Source organism: Pseudohalioglobus sediminis (assembly GCF_008370495.1).
Lineage (GTDB): Bacteria > Pseudomonadota > Gammaproteobacteria > Pseudomonadales > Halieaceae > Halioglobus.
Window position 1 is genome coordinate 443,840 of the sequence record NZ_VTUX01000003.1, and the last position, 16,599, is coordinate 460,438.

Genomic DNA, 16,599 nt, shown 5'->3' on the forward strand with positions numbered 1-16,599 from the left:
CCAGCGCACCTTGCGGATCCCGGATGACAACCGGGAGTACCCCCTCCCGCCCGGTCTGGGTCGGTTCCCGGTGGAGCACGTGGATGACTATGCTCATAAGTTGCCTGATACCTGGCGGACACATGGTGGCGTCTTTATACCCATGTATCAGTCAGAGGCACTATGGATCAATTTTTCCGGCGGCTACCCCTGCGCCGTCAAGATTGCCGCTGGCAAGATAAACGCGGTTTTCGGGGAGCCCTGGAGCAATGGGCTTTCGGGCAGCCCGCAGGACTATGCGGTGATACCGGAACAGCCCTGGCTGGATGGGTTCAACGTCTCGGAGGATTTTATTCGGCAATTTGTCGCCATGCCGCTGGGTGAAGGCTTCACAGCCGAAGAGCAGATTACGGGGGCGGCTGAACACGGCGGACTCCAGATTATCGTCTACCCGATGAAGCGTGACGTTTACGTCGAACAATTTGAGCGCACCTTTGAAGCAGACATAGACTACTTCGACATACCGATGTTCAGTCGTAGAGTATGCGAATCGGCGGCTCCGGATATGGGGCTTGCACCAGGTGGCTTGATGCGGCAGGAAATCTACGAGGACGAGTACGGCATCGATGCATGGGATCAAGACAACGGTTTCCGGTGCTTCATCCACCTGGCCAACAGCGAGCAATATCTGGCAATCACAGGGCACAAACCACCGCATCGGCCACCAACAACCAGCGATTACACCAGTGCCGGGCTACCCTGGTTTGACTACTACAGTGATGGCAAGGCGCTGTCCGGTTCGGACACATTAGGCCAGCTGACCAGTGTCGCTGCAAAGGTGATCGAGAAAGGTAAAGGACTGCTGCCGGACAACGATCCGGTTCACCCGAAAACTGTCAAGATAATCAGCAAAGGCAATCTGGTTCGGGAGGGGGAATTCTGAAACGTTTGCACCCGAATTTCACCATGGGAGATGTGATTGAGAGAGATATATCAGATGGAAAATCAGCGCAAAGCATTTACAGTGTTCATGGCATGCCTTGGAGGCATACTGTTTGGCGCGAAGACTATCGTTCGCGTCACAAGCTTGCTTGTGATGGGCTTCATTGGCCTACTGGCCGATGCTGTGATCATTCGTGAGGATAAGACGGATACTGAAGACGGTTACCTAACCGGAGACTACAATTTCCGCACCCGAAAGTTTGATAATGGCACGGATCCGTACGGCTGGTATGAAGAGGATATTTAACAGCGATTTACCGCTTCGCTCCCTTCGACACAACCGCTTTGCCGATACTTCCACCCTGCCTTCCAGCATCTTGAGCGCGCATTGCGAACTCACCTTTCACCGAATTGATCGAGCGCCCTACATTTACCCCCGCCCACGCCATCATCCCACTCCAAAGTAACGGCAATCCCAGATAAAGACTGGTGGTGATCATATTCAGCAGCATTCGCTTGGCGTCGTGCTCACCAGGATTGGCGAAAATCTGCAGGAAGACGTTGACGTCGGGGTACATCGCAAGAATCAGGTTCTGATCCACCCACATGGCCAGGTACCAGAGCACCGTCCAGAATTTTATGGTGAAGATCGCCATGCCAGCGACCACCATCATGGCAATGGAGTAGCGGGATAAGACGACCACCAACGGCAACAGAGCATAGATACCCAGCAACATAATGGCCTGGATCATGGGCAATGACTGAAGCACGGCGGTCATCGTCACCGAAAATAGGGCGGATGCAGTGATGACACCACCGGCCGCCAGGCCACTTTTAACGATTGATCCAGCGGTGTTGGCCAACCCCGCCCCAGATGCGTTGTTGGCGATCAATTCATTGCTCGACCAGGAGGGCGGTGCATTGGTGAGAACCGTTTTGGCGACGGCATCGTTTTGCTGCTCACCGGCCAGTGCAGGCGCGATGGCTACCACCAGCCCGGAGAATCCGCCTGAGGTGGCATCCGCCTCATTGATCAGTTTTTCGCGCAAGCCAATAGTCCCGTCCTCCCACCACTGTTTGCAGTAGGGTTTGCCCCAGGCCGGTGGCGCGGTGGGGTCGTACTCCGTATCCCTGGCCGCATTGTAGGCCCAGCCCGTGATCTGATTGACCGGTCGCAAAGTGTCGTAATAGCCCGCGGTATCCCGGTAGACATGTGAGCCCATCCAACCCGGGTCATCGGCGCCGTAGGTAGCGAGGATGCCACCAACCGCCGGGGTATCCGGTCGCTCTGCCTGGTATTTAGAGCGCGCGGGGATAAAACACTGGCTGAAGAACTCGCTGACCTCTTTTCGCAGGCGCGGGTCGGCAATGGTGGCCAGATGGGCTTGCTGCTCATAAGTTCGCATATCCGCCACCGTCGGCAGGCCTTCGACGATGGCGTGGTTCAAACCTGAACTGAGGGCGATGACGCCATACCACCAAACCGGGACATTGACGGTCGCGGCAGAGCCGGTAAACCCGGAAGTGCCATAGGTACTCTGTGGCGCAGCTACAGTTGCGGCGGCTGGGGCTGGATCCAGCAAGGTCGGTGGTGGCGAATACGACAGGGTTGCCGCATTGAGCGGCGTGAGCGCAGCGGGTTGCCCGGCAAGCACGACGACCAATAGTGCGATGAACAGTTCGATCTCCATACGCCGTAGAGAGAGCCCGCTGGCATGGCCAACCTCACCACCCTGCGCCGGTTCACGCCAGTTATCGATCAGAATGCCCAGAAACGGGAGAAAGACAATGCCGGTACTGACCAGTACATCCCACAGAATGCCGTAGAAGGCCCAGCCGAAAAGCGAGGTAAAGAGCTCAAGGTAACTGTCGACACTCATCTGACGATCGGCCCTGCGGTTACACCGAGAAACTTCATTACCAAGCCCTGACCCAGCACCAATTCGAAGATAACCAGCCAGGTGACGGCGCGCCAGCGACACCGGTGTAACTGCTCTGCTTGGTCGAAATTGATCTTTCCGGTTCTGGCAAAGTGTTCAACTCCGACCTTCCAACCGAACGCCACCAGAGCGATCACTGTCCAACGGCATACCGTCAGTGCTATGCGCCAGGTGTCGATACTCTGCTGGATGGACAGCACAGACTCTGTCTGTAACCGATGCATCAACAAATAGCCCACCAGCACTGTTAGTAACCCGGCCACCAACGTAGCGATCAAGAGAACTTTGCGCTTTGCCCGGATGTTATTGAACACGGCCGTCTCGCAACGGTTTCGGATCGAGGGTTGGCACTTCCGGAACGGTGAGAGAGCTCTGCCTTCTGGTTGCCGCTCGCTCGAGTAACGTGGCGACGGTGTCGGAGACCACTTCCTTGCGCACACGGGTTTCAAACAGCAGGTTTTCGATTTCCTTGTCGAGTTCGGCGATGGAGTTGTCCGCGTGCTCGCGAGCCACCTCAGTGGCGTAGACCTCAGGAACCTGCCTGCCTGACAGCAACAGCCGCCGTGCGATGAGTGCTTTCTCGACCGTGCGCGCGGTGCTGATTTCAGAGACCAGGCGGCCCATGATCAGGCTTTGCTCCGAGGCCGGCATTTCACGGATCGCTTCGATCACCTGGCGGGAGATGGCCACCCCCGGCGCGGTGATCTGTTCGAGGTTAGGCAGCGTGGGTGGTGTGGCGCCGCTGACCAAGTTCTGGATTTCGGTGGTGACGGTGGCGGACTCCTGGTAGAGCTTGGGTAGCAGCCCCGTGCCGGGTATGCTGTCCTTGCGGCAGGTGTCGCAGGTAGTGACGATGTTCTCGCCCACCACATCGACGGTCCAGTCGCGGGCATCGGCGGGTGATGGCCAGATTTCAGACAGGCGCGTGGCCGAGGCCGCCGGCACTGGCGTGGTATCTGTGACGGCTCTGTTCATATTGATGTTGTAACCCGCCTCGACAATATCACCGGTGAATTCCAGCACCGGTTGCCCGCTGCCCCCTGCTTGCCCACCAATCCAGGGTACGCCATTGTCGCCATTGGAGGACTCCACCGTATCTTTGGCGGTAACGGCATCATTGCCGCCAATGCCCATCTGCACTTTCCAGTCATTGCCCTTGGATAAGGTAATCAGATCGGCATAGGGATTTTTGCCCTGGGCGATCTCGGCCTCCATCTGTTCACAGGATTTGGTGGCCAGTTGCATGGTTTCTTCAGCCTTGATGAGGGCATTCTGGAAGAGATCGTAGAGCCCGGGATTGGCCCGCTGCAGGATCAATGCCGGCAAGGCCGCAATAGCACTGGTGGCCGCTGCGGTCATCGCATTCATCATGTTATCGACCCCGGCCCCTATATCATTCAGCGTATTGGTCACTGCAGCCACCGGATCAAACTTTCCACAGCTGTAGCCAAGCCCCAATTGGGCAGAGCCACCCAGGGTGACGGAGACTACCGACGGATTGGCGGGGACGGATACGGGTTCTGCACCGCCGATTTCGTAGTACCAGAAGCTATCTTCGGTTGGCGCCTGGGCAGCTCTTGCGCTGAGACTGACACAAAGTGCCGAAGACAACAGCAGTGTATATAGTGGGTATCGCTTGATCATGGCGGGTAGTTGATCCAGTCGATGTTGAAAAGAAATATGCCGCGATCCTGACAGCAGCTATAGGGGCGCCACAGATTCCAGGCATAATCCCCTTGCGCATCGACACGACCACCGCCCCAGCCAGTGATACTGGCCAGATCATTGGTGCCAAAGACCTTGCAGGTGGATTCCGGTTTCGGCAGCAGCATCTGCCATTCGCCCGTATCGGGCTTGTCTTCAACCAGAGCTCCCGGTGACCAAACGCGTTGCCTGGAACTGGAGCCACCGGTTATGGGCACGTAGATGTGGGGTTGCCCCATGCGGGTAACGATGTCGCCGGCACGCTGCGCATTGATTGCCGCTGCCTTGGGCTCCTCCGCCTGAGTAGTCCAGCCGGTGCGGGGATAGACCCCTCCCCAGGTCTGCAGAGGCCAGGTGCCGATCTCCCGCATGCCGGGTATCAGGCTCGCCGGGTAGAACATCTCCGGGATTTCCATCCGCCAGGAGAGTGCATCCAGTGCTGACAGGAAGTAGGGAAAGAAGGACGTGGTTTGTGAGTTACAGAGGTAGCCGGTACTGGCGACGACGCTCGTCAGGGAGCTGACCGGGTGGCCGATGACATCCGTTTCCCGAAAAACAAGATTGCGGTGATCCTTATTGCCCTGCCCTCCTTCCGTTCGGTTACCTGCACTGTCGATCGGGACGGCCAATAAACTGCCGAGCAACCCATTCGCGGCTGATTGTTGTGCCACGCCCAACGTACTGCGAATCTCAATCCAGGGGTTGCCACCGAGTTCGTTGTAGCTACTTACCACTGCATCAGGCTGGTAATGACCCACTTTTACGGATGTCTCGACACTACATTCATAAATGGAACAACGCAGCCAAAAGCACATCCCCACTGGCATCCAGCGCATGCAGCTAAGTGCTGCGCTGGTGGTCTGCGCGATAATTTCCGGGGTAGTAATGGTGCCCGTGTGGGCGCCCAGTGGCATCCAAAGCAGCAGAATCAGCCAGCCACGATGCAGGGCGGTCTTCATTGTCGTGTACCTTCTGTCTGCCACTTCCGATATAGCCGGATGGCGGTGCTGACATCAGTAAGGCCATAAACCACGGCTTCACCATCGAAGACAATAGCTGGATAGCGACCAATGCCGTACTGCCTCGACTGGACCAAGCCTTTAGCCGCATTTTCCAGTTCGCCGCTGAGTTGGGCGTCCATTCGCTGAAAGCGATGCAGGACAGCCAGTTTTGCGGCTTTGGGATCGACCGGTAAGTCTCTGGACAGTTCTCTCTCAAATCGATATATCCTGTCTATCAAGTACACGGTCATACCTTCATCGTCATTCACGATCTGGGTTCTCGAATCGGTAAATACCTCGATGAAATCTTGTTGTTCCTCGGCATGGGTGTACTCACAGAGCATACCTGTTAGGAAAATCGAAAGAATGAGATGCGCTCTTGCAATCGTCACAGGTGGCCATCCAGGTCCGAATATCTTTGAGAGGGTACTTATGCTGAAGGATTGGCAATGCCTGAGATACGGTTTATCCAGACACGGTGGGTCGACGTTTCAAGCCAACCCCACTACGTTAACGGGACTGCTCAATACGGCGGGCAATCTCATAAACCGCTTCCAGCTCGGTGCAATTCTCTTCCCGCATGGTGGCTGCTCGCGCGGCCTTTTCATGTTTTTCGGTCATGGCCAGAGCGAGTGACAAGGCAGGCGGGACATTGCGGAACAGGGCTTCGACTTTATCGGCCAGGACAACGCCCTCAACGTATTTACCAGGCTCCTTGCGGGCAGAGAGCAGTAGGCTACGCTGTTCGTCGTTCAGATCCTTGAACCGGGCTATCTGTTCCACCTCCTCCTTGGGTATCACCAGGCACAGCCACCACTCCATCATATTGAGCATCTTGCGGCTTGCGTCGGGAAAGTCTTCCAAATTCTGAGTGGCGATCCAAAACCAGGCACCGAGTTTGCGCCACATTTTGGTGATCTTGACCACATAGCGGGCCAGCAAGGGATTGGTGGTGATGATATGGCCCTCATCAGTGACCACTAGAGTGGGCCTCTCATCATGCTGGCGCCGCTCCACCAGGTCATTAATGTGACTCATCATGGACAGGTAAGCGACGGTAAGCTGGTCTTCATAGCCCTCTCTGGCCAGCATGCCCATTTCGAGGACGGTGACATCGGCTTCCGGCCAAGGCTGACCTGGACGGTTGAAGAAGTGACCCGCCAGGCCAGAACAGAAAAGCGCCATGCCATCGCCCATCTCCAGGGCACGATTACGCCGTTGTTCGGGCAATTCCATGTTGGAGGCGATGGCCTGAAAGGCATTGACCACGTCCTGAGTCACCACCTGGGTTCGGTTGGTCTCTTGTACTGTTCTCGCAGCCAGAAAGATGGCATTGCGGATCAATAGCCTGTCGGCTCGAGTCAATCTTGCATCTTCCCGCTCATCACCGCCCGTAATCATAATGCGTGCACCGATTTCCATTTCACCGAGGATATCGCGCCCTCCCTCTTCTTCTTCGATCTCGTCATCCTGGTCCATTACTTCCTCCAGCGTGGGCTCATCAACATCGAGTGGATTAAACGTATGACGCCGATCGAGCAAGCGCAGCGCATCGGCAAAAGGCGGCAGGCTGACATCGACATTGGGATTCAGGGTGATCTGATTGACCGACAGGCCGTGTTGCGCGAAATGTTGCCCCAGAAGGGAAAATGAGCCTCCCGCCTCGATGATAAAGATGCGTGGCCGATGGCGTGCCATCATCTGTTGCAACAGATACACCAGCAATGCCGACTTCCCCGCCCCCGTCGGCCCCAAGATCAACATGTGGGCGTTCTTTTTACGGTCATCCCGATGTAGGGGGTCAAATACCAGAGGCTCCGCACCCCGGTTATAGAACACCAGGCCCGGATGGCCAGTTCCTCGGGATCTTCCATAGAACGGCACCAGATTGGCAACATGACGGGAGAAAATCAGACGCGATCGCCGCCGCGATTTATCCAGTTCCACATCGTAAGCCATGGGCAAATTGCGGATATAACTATCAAGCGCCAGTAAATCCGCTTCCTGGGTAATGGGCTGTAAGCCGTTGGGCAGAAGCAATGCATTGAGCCGATTCAGGTTGTCGCGAAGTGCTTTATGATTATCACCGCGCACATAGAAGGCCAGGTTGACGGGATAAAGTTTGTTGCCTTGAGCCATCTCCCGCTCCACTTGTTCGGCGTCTTCCCGAGTAAGTGAGGCTTCCGCCGAATCTCCCACGGAGGCACGCTTGATCTGGGCAATGTGAGTGCGGGTCGTGTCCTGGGGTTTGATCGTAATCGTCATTGTCATGACTGTGTGCTCGGGCAGACGATCGAAAAGGGAGAACACCTGGTCACCCGCCTGGTGCTCTGCGGTAAAGTGTCCAATCTCCGGTGCTCGCCGTAAGCTTTGGATAGTCACGACGGTATGCGGCATATTATCGAACACCCAGCTTGCCGTTGCCTCGTCGGCGCGCGGCATCGACAGGGTCAATTGTTCAGCAAAATCGTAACCGAAGGGTAGGTGTTCATCCCCCGGGTATGGGGCAACCTGAGACAAGGTTTCCGTATCACTACCGGCGAACGGCGGGTTTGGATTGAACCAGCTCAGCAACCATTCATAGAACGCCTCACCATCAGCTCGCTGGGCATGAATCCCCGCAGAGGCCAGTGCGGCGATCCATTTGGTGGCGACATCATTGAGCGCCTCCTCCACCTCGATGGCTGCCGGGGTTTTGCCGTTGTGCTTCAAACGACGGTAGAGCACGACGCGGATTCGACGCTGCTGACCCTGCCAACGGGAACCGGTGACCGTGGTATCGTCGAACAACCCGCCCGACCGGCAAATCGCCTGTAAATGCTTCGACATTACCGACTGGTAATGCTGTGAATAGTCCGATGTACGTACTGCCGGCGACGGATAACTGGCCAGTAATCCATCAAACTGGGTGAGCCGCGGTTCATCCTGCACATAGATTTGTAACACCCAAGGCCCATCGTCGCGTTCGGGAATAGCCTCGTTGATCGCGGTTTGTATCGCATCGCGCAGTTGTGTCATAAACGCAGGAGTACGCGCTTCGCAACCGACCGGGGTTACTTCAAACAGCGCGCCCAGACTGATGCCGTCCTCCAAAAGAAAGGCTTTGCTCTCCGGAAGGTATTCCATCCAGGGCAGCAGATCGGTAAAGGACGGCGGACGGGTATAGTGCTGGTTGATGATCGCGCTGGTTAGGGGCGATGCATTCGAGATATCCGATTGGTTGTCTGGCATGTGCACCCTTACTTGTTTGACGGTGAAGGACTGACTGGCGAAGGTGACTCACCGGACACTTCCCCCTGCACTTCCCCAGGTAATGCGTACTCCACCTTTTCATAGAAGGGGAAGGTGGTCACATAACCCGGTACCGGGGTGCGCTCACTGCCTGACAGGTGGGGAAAGATGTACATCACCAGGGTGGGATTGGGCAGGCGGGGAAACACCGTATCGATTTCATTGGCGGCTTCCCGCACAAAGCCCTGGTAATGCTCGATACCGGATCGGGGTAACGGCTGACCGCCGATCGTGCGTCGATGGTTAAGTTTTTGGACATCCACCATGTGCTGGTCGTAGATCGACTTCATGGTGGGGCCCTCCTGAGGCAGCACCGTCTCCTTGGTGCTGGCACAGCCGACCGCCAACAGACTAGTCCAGACCAGAACCAGCGGTAATAGTGGCTTCTTGAAATAGCTTTGCTTCATGATGCAGTTTCCTGCCGTTGGAGTGAAAATCGATGGGGAGTTCATGATCGACATGGATCGCCAGCTCGACACCGGCGGGCACAAAGACCGCGTCGAAACTTTGCGCCTGACGCTCACGCAACCACTGGGCAACTTCGTCGCTGCCCCCGCTCAGTGTTTTGCCTAACACGTACTTTCCGGTCTCGCCGGAGACCACGCTCGTGGCACTACCTGAATCGCTGATTAAGGTGGTGGTTTCGGCCGCCGCCGCGGCTTCTCCCGCCGCTTCGAGCGCCATCACGCCAATGCGCTGGGTGAGGAATGCGGGCGCGTTGGTCTTGCGCTCACCTGTGATACAGGGAATACCCCGCGCATCGGAAATCCAGCCCAGCGGTCTATCCTTTGTCCCTCTCGCGTTGTTTCCACTGGAACCACCCAACTGGTTGTCGTCACTGGATAGGGTCTGGATGGTGCCGTCCTCGAATACAAAGGTCACCGACTCCAATTTCCCCGTCACGCAGGAAAGCGTCCAGTCGCCGATGGCTGTGCCGCTCCAGATCATGCCCTCTATGCCAGGGATGCGCAGGCCATTGGCCGCCAGGTTTTCCTTACCGGTAATCACCTTGAACGGCATAGGGTCACGCACCTGCCCCTGTATAGGCACCCTGCCCACCAACGCTGTCATTCCGGTGGAGCCAATCAAGGTGGCATTGCGAGGCACTGTGTAAACGGGTATTTCGGTATTCAGGGCAGCAGAGCCCTCGGCGACCAGCGATTCCACGGGCGAACGCGCACTGCCAAGCGCATTGCGGCCTGTGCGACTGAAACGATTGAGCAATGTCTCATTGTCATCGCCGGGCGATGGTGATAGTTCCAGAGGGTTGACCCAAACCAGCGATTCCGGTTCTGCAGTGGGCGTTTTTAGACTATCCAGCCCAAGTCCGATGGGAATATCGGAACCCACAGCGGGCGAAGGTTGAGCCGACTTGCCGTATCGGTTGGCCAGGGAGTCCACCCTGGCGGTCAAGGCGGCAATAGCAGATGTCGTTGCCGGTGATTCAGCGTCCGGCCGTTTGGCTTTTAGTGATTGCCGTAACCGGGACAGCACATTGTTTTCGATCTGCTTTCTGTCTTCGATCAGCTCTCCGTTTTCCTGTTTAAGTGCCGTGTTGTCGCGACGCAGGGCATTGAGCTCCGAGGTCATGGCGCTGACATTGGCAGTCAGCGTCTTGATAGTGTCCGCCGGCGTATCAGCATCCGGTTTCGGCGCCTGCGGCACGGCCTCCAAGAGCCGCGTCTGCTCTTGATCCGGCGAGCAAGATTTCACCCCAACGAGCGCCGCCATCAGTACCACGGACCCGGCGAGGAGGGGTAATAAACGATTACTGGTGACCATCGACATGGGGTAGATTTCTCTCCTCTCTCAAAGCGCCACATCGAAAGGTCGATCCGAGATCAGATAGACCGCGGTGGTATCGGCTTCACTACCGGCAGATAACAGGCGATTGTGTTGAAACGTGGCAGCCAGCCAGGCACCTCGCAGTTGGCGTGGATCCAATACGACCGGTCTTTTGGTACGATTGATGAGTTTTACGGCGGTGATGTAGCGCAAGCCCGCTTTCCAGGCTGCGACAGGTACGGCTTCAACCTTGGCACCATGCACCAGGTCGACCGGTTCGGGACTGACTGGCATGGCGACCACGCCCGATTTACGAGGGACAAGTCGAGTTGGCGCATAGAGTTGTTGAGCTGCGTAGCGCGTGAGTGCGATGTAGCCCCATGGATGTGATCGATTGTCATCGTTTGACGCTGCAGTACCGTTGCCTTGCGACCTCTCCAGCAGAACCTGTACATCAGGTAACGAATAGCTACCGGATTCGAGAGGTTCCGCCGAAATATCAAGGACATACATCGGTCCCTCGGTTTCCGATCGCACAATAACGCGGGTGGTGTCGAACGGATGTGTGGCCAGCAGGTATACGGTTCCGTTGATACTCTGACTGCGCAGCAATGGTGTCAGTGACTGCGGCAGGCCTACGCTTACCGAGCCTGGAAAATGCACCAGGCGCTCTTCGCCGACGACCAACGTAATCGCGATAGGCGTTTTGCTCCAGACTACGCGTTCAGGGAGAGTCGTTGCAGCGTCATCGGTTTGCGCAAAGGTCTGGAGGGGAATCCATAAGCCGAAAAGGACGATCCATTTCAGTGGATCACACATATTACGGGCATTCATTGGGAGGATTCCTTATTGGCATTGGCATCAGTTGCAATGGGTTCGGCCAGTTCGGTGCCAGTCAATCGACGCGGGCCGTCACTGGCGTACCCATCGAGTGCCAGACCCCAGGGATTGGTTTCCGGATCGATTGCCTGGCGCACCACGCGAATCGGGTAACGAATGGTGGTTTGCTTGACAGTCATCCCTTTCACTGACTCCATCAGGTCCAGATCCAGCCAGACAATCCAGGCATCAGGCGACAACACGTCGACGCGGCGTTCCTCATACCCATGCCCTGGCACTTCGTGAACACCGCGGACCCGATATGTCAGTTCGCCGCGGCGGGCTTTGAGCTCCATATCAGCGATCAGGTCATTGCGATACCGCGGTGTCAGGTAGGGTGAGATTCGGAAAATCGCGCTACCGTAATCCGTTGCGCCGTTATCGGGCCAGCGATTGAGTTGCTGGAAAATATAGAACGCGAAGGCATAGACATTGGCTGGAGGCACCTCCTCGGCCGCCAGGACTGCACCGGAGCGCAGATCCGGCGGCACGTAGACCCGCAATTGCTTGGGCGCCTGGCTCCAGCCTATCCAGAGCGCGAGGATGATTAGCCCTTGTAGACCGATGACGATCCATAAAGAGCGCAAATGGGACCGCACGTTATCGATTTCGAGACGATAGCGGCGCATGTTGCGTCCTCCCGATGTCCCAGGCGCCAGTACGTAACACCCACGGCGCACGATAAAGCCCAATCGACTGCAGTCGGATACGCAACCATTGCTGGTAATACCCTTCAGGGCGCCCACGCTTGATACGCTGAAACACCGTGGCCATCACCACGACGGTTGCGACCACGCCGACACCGGCAATACCAAAGCCCATGGTGATGGCGCCGAGCAACCAGGCCAGCAACAGGCTGAGGGGTAGCCAGATCACAATGGCCAATCCCACAATCATGCCGAGCTGTGAGGATGAGCAGCCCTTAAAGATGGCGGGCTCGGCATTGAGCCGGTCCGCCAGGATTTCATGGTCGTTGGACATTCGTGTCTCTCACTGGATGCTGCTATAAAGGCCGTGTGTTAGATGACACCGGCCGCCTCGGTCAGCAGATAGCTGGCGAAGATCAGGACGATCGCCCCGACAATGCCCAATACACCCACTTCTGCCCATTCGGCCTTGCCCTGTCGTGCCTCGTTGAATTTCGCGAAGCCCAGATACGCGATCCAGAGAAAGCCCAGAACCGCAATGGCCAGTCCCAGCACAAGACCGCCGTCTTTGATATAGCCCTGGATCAGGCCAATCCAGTCACCCGCCGCTGGAGCGGTACTCGGCGCGACCGGCGTAGGCAACGCCGCCCAAAGCGGCAGTGGTAAGAACGCCGCGACTGCTGCCAATAGTGGCTTGCGAAAGACAACCGTTTTTCCGCTGAAACCGTATTCTGTTTTTGATGTACCCATAAGAAATATCCTCTTCTGTAACGCTGAAACGAATGGGGCCTATCCCCGCATCCCACTGCGATGCATCGCCGTTTGCCCTTACCAGGCTTTTTCGATTGACTCACCGCAAATAGAAACCCAGAACCATCAAAACAATGCATGCCCGGAGGCTGCTCCAGGTCAGGTCAAAGACTGTGGCCTGACCTTCTTGCCAGGCCCGAAATGTGCCCATGGCGACCCAAATAACCCACACAAACGCCAACACCAGGACCATCGATGCGATAGCCGTCAGCATCGTGGCCGGTGTAATACCGGAGCCAGCTTGAAACGCAGCTTGTTGTGCCCCCGTCATCGCTGGACCTATCGACGGTAATCGCCGCGCAGTGGCGGGAATGCACGCGGTTGAGCGCGAGGAGCATCGATGTGTGACTGGATGCCGTCTCTGATTTGCTTCAGGTCCTGACGCAGCCAGTCGTAACGAAAACGAACACGGGAATCCTGATCAGCATTCACCTCGGCCTGCTTGATTAACGGTTCAAGGGCATTCAGCTCATGGGTGATTCTGGCCAGCGCCTCACGCTCGGCATCCGCATCAGCGAAAGCCACCGGCGTGACGAACGATCCTATGATCAGAAAAGAAGGTAGCCAGAGATGGCGTTTCATGGCACTGCTGCTCCCGTGTGTTGTTACGAGGCATAGTGCGGGAATTAGCTATAAGGGACGATAAAAAATCAATTCGGTGGGTGGGGTTGTTTAAAAGCCTACAGACACGGACTGCTTTCAGCTGCGGACATCGAATGCCATTAAAGCGTCAAAGATAACGCTCATTTTTTTAACGTGGTATACCTGTGGCACGGAATGATTGTTGTATTTACTTCTCAGAAAGTGACCGATACCAACGCCTTACTGTTGGTGATGAAGATGTGTCATCATACCTAAAGCACTCAGACATGGCCTCGATTGAGTTGATAACTCCATTGAGAACTGGCGCAGAGAAACTACTACTACCTCCGGTCGCGTAGTGACTTACCCAATTGCTAACGATTGCTGGCACATGAGCATTCAGCACATCCTGAACCTGCTGCGCTTCGAGAACAAGTGTACCTGCCCTCTGATGCAGATCAAACGCTTCTCTTATTGCATCGAGGCAATTGCTAACCATTTTGTTCGTATCCTTAATCGCAAAATCGAGCGGAACAGGAATTTTCACTTTACGGATAATTTGCTGAAGCTTGTACTCCAGATACTGACGAACAATCGGTTCAGCTTCGCTGACCTGCCCGGCAGAAAGGAGTGTTGTGACACGCGTTTTAAGGCGATCCGCACCCTGCGCCTGATGGAGAATATCTCCCATTGGAGGACACCCTTGCAGTTTATTATGATGCCAATCTGCTGTTCCGCCCTTGGTGTCAAAATACTTTTCTAGCAATCCATCGTGACTAAGTATGATGAACTGTAGTCCATCTGCATTCTGTGGATGCTGTAGCTTAGTCCTGATCAATTCCATCAAGTAGAACTGGTGCCCGGCATCAAAGCTCGATGTGACATCATCAAGAACAATAAAGCGCGGCGCACCGGAATTCTTCATTGCAGCCGCTAGAAAGACTGATATAGCTAGAGCGTTTCGATAACTTTCAGACAGCAGTGCGCGGGCAGACAGATTATGCTGACCATGAAAATCGCTGAGTTCCACATTCAGGTCTTCTTTATCATCGGCGCGCTGCAAATCAGGCACAACATCGCCCACCTGCATGATGTCCTTGTACATGAATTTGTACTCGGTATCGATGTCATTGATCTTGCCCTTGGAGAGCGCCGCCTCTGCGGCTGCAAATCGCGAGGATGTATTGGAGATAAAGGTTTTCCATCGCTCGCGAATATCCAGTCGTGCCTGTTGTTCCGCTTCTTCCGATTGACCTTGCTTGTACTTGGCCAAGGCTTCTTTGAACTGACGTCCATATTCTACTTGCTCAGTAAGCTGAACGAGAGACGCTGGAAGCTCGGCTTCTAGATTTGCCTTCTTTTCCCGCGCATTCTCCAGTAAGTCGGAAACGAGGCCCGTAAGCTCGTTTGTGCGCGTTACCGCTGCAGTGGCTTCGGCTTCGCTCAGCTCGCCCGATTTCATCCTGGTATCAAGCCGCGCGAGGATTCTGTCATCCACTTTTACACCCAGCACCTCTGCGAGTTCGTGGTCGGACAGGCGTTGCCGCCATGCAGAACCTTCCCATAGTCCGTCAAGCTCCTTCGTCTTGGCCGCCGAGTCGGCGTACTGGGTGAGTTGATGCTTTATGTGGGCGCTTATAGAGCTTTCTAATCCACTCTCACAGAGCGGACACTGGGCATCATTCGACCATTCATCACTCTCGACCACATCCTGTGCTGCCGAATAGAGCTTTTCAAATAGATCACCACGGGTAGCTGCCAACAATCCATCCCGCTCGTCTATAAGCTCTTTAATCTTCTCCTGCTCTTCACCAATTACCACTGAATCGTTAGCTCCCAGAGCCTCCAGGGCGGAAATATCGGCAATGGCAGCCTCAAGTTCTTTGCGCTTTTCTCCGCCTTCAGCAGTTTTGATGGCATCCTTAATGGCATCAAAGTCAATGTCATCCAACGCCTTGCCGTCAAAGTGCTCTGAGAGAAGCTCAATGTTTCCGAGAGCCTGTAACACCTCGGAGGCGTACTGATCGAGTTTACCCACATCTTCGAGCGGCTTTCCCGCCACTTTCTCGAAATTGATTCGGAGTGCCGCCAAAGTTTGCTGGATTGTGCGCTGCGTTCCGGCGATTTGTGTCGCCAATACCTTCATATCCAGATCAGTATTTGTCGTTCGAGTATCGGAAACAACCTGCAGCGCTTGGCGGCAATCAGAGTACTCCGAAAGCCCGAGAAGGGCGGAGAATGTCCGGCCTCGCTCCAACGGCGACTCTTCTATGAAGCGTGAGAACGTGCGGTAATCTAGAAGTGCAAAGCTCTCTTTCAGCGTATCGAGAAAACTTTCGGGATCAGTATGCCCGCTGGGGCTGGAAACGGTTCGGTTTCCAGCAGCATCTCGCTTCACCAATATGGAAACGACGACTCCGCCATCATCTGGCTCAAGCTCGATCTCGATAATTGCGTTGTTGTCGGAGTGAAAACGGTTGCAGTAGTATTCCTGGGGACGTTCGTGTGTCTTAAGGTCGTCAAGTTTCGGAATCGTCCCATGAATAGCATAGTACAGCGATTCAAAAATCGAGCTTTTTCCTATTCCGTTAACTGCAAACACGGAGTTTACAGCATCGGGCTTGAAGTTGATGTCTAACGGGTTGCCTTGGTTGTTAACGCCCCGAAAACCTTCGACCTTTAATCGTTTGAGGAAGAAGCGGGGCATTATTCAGATTCCTCATCAACTTCTTGTGTAAGAAGGTAATCCAAAGCTGTTGCAATAGCTTCGTTGAAAGTTATTCGGGCCTTTGTGTCTCTTTCTCCCTCGCGAACGACGGATATCAATTTATCGCTGTGAGCAATAAGTAACTTCGCCATTTCAGCATCAATATCTTTTGTACTTTCTAAAAAATCGGTTCGATTTTCTTCAAAACTTTTTGCGCGATCAAACGAGAATTCTGTCATGAAAATCCCTCACCTATAAAATGTAACCTTTAAACTTTTCAATTCCCGCTTTGGGTGACCCGACGAAAATATATCTATAAACCCTGACCATTC

The 16,599-nt window shown here is 55.1% G+C and carries 18 protein-coding genes; 2 read left to right on the forward strand and 16 right to left on the reverse strand.

Going from position 1 to position 16,599, the window contains the following annotated elements; translation table 11 throughout:
- The first annotated feature begins 79 nt into the window (after positions 1-79).
- Together F0M18_RS08590 and F0M18_RS08595 are read left to right on the forward strand one after the other, a co-directional pair.
- Positions 80-922, forward strand: coding sequence for a hypothetical protein (locus F0M18_RS08590; protein WP_223177933.1), 843 nt, complete (start codon positions 80-82; stop codon positions 920-922).
- A 54-nt stretch (positions 923-976) separates the two neighbouring features.
- Positions 977-1,228: a hypothetical protein gene (locus F0M18_RS08595; protein WP_149610989.1), complete on the forward strand. Its 252-nt coding sequence runs from the start codon at positions 977-979 to the stop codon at positions 1,226-1,228.
- Positions 1,229-1,235: 7 nt separating this feature from the next.
- Here F0M18_RS08595 and F0M18_RS08600 read toward each other — a convergent pair whose 3' ends face one another.
- From F0M18_RS08600 to F0M18_RS08675, 16 genes are all read right to left on the reverse strand, one after another.
- Positions 1,236-2,801: a conjugal transfer protein TraG N-terminal domain-containing protein gene (locus tag F0M18_RS08600; RefSeq protein ID WP_149610990.1), complete on the reverse strand. Its 1,566-nt coding sequence runs from the start codon at positions 2,799-2,801 to the stop codon at positions 1,236-1,238.
- Entirely contained in the window at positions 2,798-3,175 is a 378-nt protein-coding gene (locus F0M18_RS08605) for a hypothetical protein (RefSeq protein WP_262500883.1), read from the reverse strand. The genes F0M18_RS08600 and F0M18_RS08605 overlap by 4 nt, the downstream gene beginning before the upstream one ends.
- Complete coding sequence (locus F0M18_RS08610; RefSeq protein ID WP_149610991.1) at positions 3,165-4,505, reverse strand: integrating conjugative element protein; 1,341 nt, start codon at positions 4,503-4,505, stop codon at positions 3,165-3,167. The genes F0M18_RS08605 and F0M18_RS08610 overlap by 11 nt, the downstream gene beginning before the upstream one ends.
- Entirely contained in the window at positions 4,502-5,524 is a 1,023-nt protein-coding gene (locus tag F0M18_RS08615; RefSeq protein WP_149610992.1) for a TIGR03756 family integrating conjugative element protein, read from the reverse strand. Before F0M18_RS08615 ends, F0M18_RS08610 begins: the two co-directional genes overlap by 4 nt.
- Positions 5,521-5,958, reverse strand: a complete 438-nt coding sequence (locus F0M18_RS08620) for a TIGR03757 family integrating conjugative element protein (RefSeq protein ID WP_262500884.1) — start codon at positions 5,956-5,958, stop codon at positions 5,521-5,523. The genes F0M18_RS08615 and F0M18_RS08620 overlap by 4 nt, the downstream gene beginning before the upstream one ends.
- A 118-nt stretch (positions 5,959-6,076) precedes the next feature.
- Complete coding sequence (locus F0M18_RS08625) at positions 6,077-8,797, reverse strand: conjugative transfer ATPase (RefSeq protein WP_149610993.1); 2,721 nt, start codon at positions 8,795-8,797, stop codon at positions 6,077-6,079.
- Between the two features lie 8 nt (positions 8,798-8,805).
- Positions 8,806-9,264: a TIGR03751 family conjugal transfer lipoprotein gene (locus F0M18_RS08630; protein WP_149610994.1), complete on the reverse strand. Its 459-nt coding sequence runs from the start codon at positions 9,262-9,264 to the stop codon at positions 8,806-8,808.
- A complete protein-coding gene (locus tag F0M18_RS08635; RefSeq protein WP_149610995.1) occupies positions 9,209-10,645 on the reverse strand; it encodes a TIGR03752 family integrating conjugative element protein in 1,437 nt (478 codons plus the stop codon). The genes F0M18_RS08630 and F0M18_RS08635 overlap by 56 nt, the downstream gene beginning before the upstream one ends.
- 21 nt (positions 10,646-10,666) lie before the next feature.
- The gene (locus F0M18_RS08640; RefSeq protein WP_149610996.1) at positions 10,667-11,476 is read right to left on the reverse strand and encodes a TIGR03749 family integrating conjugative element protein; all 810 of its coding nucleotides are present in this window, start codon (positions 11,474-11,476) and stop codon (positions 10,667-10,669) included.
- The gene (locus F0M18_RS08645) at positions 11,473-12,150 is read right to left on the reverse strand and encodes a PFL_4703 family integrating conjugative element protein (RefSeq protein WP_149610997.1); all 678 of its coding nucleotides are present in this window, start codon (positions 12,148-12,150) and stop codon (positions 11,473-11,475) included. Before F0M18_RS08645 ends, F0M18_RS08640 begins: the two co-directional genes overlap by 4 nt.
- Entirely contained in the window at positions 12,122-12,502 is a 381-nt protein-coding gene (locus F0M18_RS08650; protein WP_149610998.1) for a TIGR03750 family conjugal transfer protein, read from the reverse strand. The genes F0M18_RS08645 and F0M18_RS08650 overlap by 29 nt, the downstream gene beginning before the upstream one ends.
- A 38-nt stretch (positions 12,503-12,540) precedes the next feature.
- A complete protein-coding gene (locus F0M18_RS08655) occupies positions 12,541-12,918 on the reverse strand; it encodes a TIGR03745 family integrating conjugative element membrane protein (protein WP_149610999.1) in 378 nt (125 codons plus the stop codon).
- 100 nt (positions 12,919-13,018) lie between these two features.
- A complete protein-coding gene (locus F0M18_RS08660) occupies positions 13,019-13,249 on the reverse strand; it encodes a TIGR03758 family integrating conjugative element protein (RefSeq protein WP_149611000.1) in 231 nt (76 codons plus the stop codon).
- An 8-nt stretch (positions 13,250-13,257) separates the two neighbouring features.
- Entirely contained in the window at positions 13,258-13,560 is a 303-nt protein-coding gene (locus F0M18_RS08665; protein WP_149611001.1) for an integrative conjugative element protein, RAQPRD family, read from the reverse strand.
- Between the two features lie 208 nt (positions 13,561-13,768).
- The gene (locus F0M18_RS08670) at positions 13,769-16,267 is read right to left on the reverse strand and encodes an AAA family ATPase (RefSeq protein WP_149611002.1); all 2,499 of its coding nucleotides are present in this window, start codon (positions 16,265-16,267) and stop codon (positions 13,769-13,771) included.
- Entirely contained in the window at positions 16,267-16,506 is a 240-nt protein-coding gene (locus F0M18_RS08675; RefSeq protein ID WP_149611003.1) for a hypothetical protein, read from the reverse strand. Before F0M18_RS08675 ends, F0M18_RS08670 begins: the two co-directional genes overlap by 1 nt.
- Between the last annotated feature and the right edge of the window lie 93 nt (positions 16,507-16,599).